Genomic DNA, 1,357 nt, shown 5'->3' with positions numbered 1-1,357 from the left:
TCTGTGGGTGGCTCCCGCATTGCAAGCGTTTTCTGGCAATTTCTGCGGTTATTTTCGTCAGTACCGTCGTCTGTCCGGCCTGTTTATGTTTTGGCATTGCCTCCACTGGCCCTGATGAGTTCCGCAAGCGAGGTTCCAATCGGCTTATCGACCTCAAAGGGCCGCTGCCATTCCCGGAGTGTCCTTGCTCTTGGTTGACTTAATTCCGCATCATCACTTCAACGTCTTGCATCTCGTAGGCAACTGGTGCGCTTAGAACGCGGGTTGCCGGTATTCCTGTTTCTTGGTGAGCATCGCCCAGACGGCCCGGGCTGCCTTGTTTGCCATTGCGACTGTTGCCAGCCGGAAGGGTTTGTCGGCAACGATCTTGGCTGTCCAGAGATCGACTTTCTGTGGTGAACGTTTCGCCATCACAGCGCGAGACGTCATGCCCACGACCAGTAACTTTCGAATGTAGCGATCACCCTGCTTTGTGATCTTTCCAAGACGTTCCTTGCCGCCGCTTGATTTGTTGAGCGGGGTCAGTCCGAGCCAGGCCGCCAGATCGCGTCCGGTCCGAAACTGTTTTGCATCGCCGATCGTTGCGACAATCGCCGATGCCGTGATCGGCCCGATCCCCGGCATGCGCATCAATCGGCGGGCATCCGCACTCATCATGGCATGTTGCTCAATCATCTTTGAGTAGCCGGCAATGCGTTCGTTCAGCCCTAGAAACTGGTAGCATTGGACGCCGAGAAGTCCGTTTGCGATCTCCGGCATGTCAGGATGATCGCCGTCCAGGTGGCGCTTTGCGAAGGCGGCCACCGCTTCGATCCCGATGGGCAAGATATGCCCGAACTCGCGCAAGAGACTGCGGATCATGTTGGCCAACTGGGTGCGCTGCCGGACCGCCAGATCGCGTGTGCGGTGGATCGCGAGGATGGCCTGCTGGTCCTCCGTCTTGATCTCGACAAAGCGCATCGTCGGGCGCCGAACCGCTTCACAGATTGCCTCGGCATCAACAGCATCCGACTTGCCGCGCTTCACGTAGGGTTTGACGTATCCGGCGGGCATGAGTTTCACCTCGTGTCCCAATTTGCGCAGCTGGCGACCCCAATGGTGGGACGATCCACACGCCTCCATGCCGACCAAACAGGGCGGCAGCGTCTCAAAGAAGGCAAGCAGCTTCGCCCGCTTTATGGCCCTATTGAAGATGACCCGACCATTCTCCGAAATGCCGTGAACCTGAAAAACATCCTTGGCCAGATCAAGGCCTACTGTCTTAACTGTCATTGGGTGGCTCCTTTCCTAGCAGTCATTGATAACTGCACTTTGGCACATTCGATGCCGGTGGAGCAGGAGCCACCCACCTCATCCG

At 57.3% G+C, this 1,357-nt stretch carries 1 protein-coding gene; it reads right to left on the bottom strand.

Features of this window, described 5'->3' with window-relative positions; translation table 11 throughout:
• Nucleotides 1–252: 252 nt before the first annotated feature.
• On the bottom strand, nucleotides 253–1,272 hold the full coding sequence (locus tag BLT54_RS21905) for an IS110 family RNA-guided transposase (protein ID WP_074647544.1): 1,020 nt from the start codon (nucleotides 1,270–1,272) through the stop codon (nucleotides 253–255).
• Between the last annotated feature and the right edge of the window lie 85 nt (nucleotides 1,273–1,357).

Source organism: Celeribacter baekdonensis, assembly GCF_900102315.1.
Classification (GTDB): Bacteria; Pseudomonadota; Alphaproteobacteria; order Rhodobacterales; family Rhodobacteraceae; genus Celeribacter; species Celeribacter baekdonensis.
Note: the sequence above shows the minus strand (reverse complement) of the source record. Positions and strands in the feature narration are given on the sequence as shown.

What these genes read in the sequence shown, in the direction of transcription:
- BLT54_RS21905 (WP_074647544.1), bottom strand. Translation starts at nt 1,272, where the DNA reads ATGACAGTTAAGACAGTAGGCCTTGATCTGGCCAAGGATGTTTTTCAG.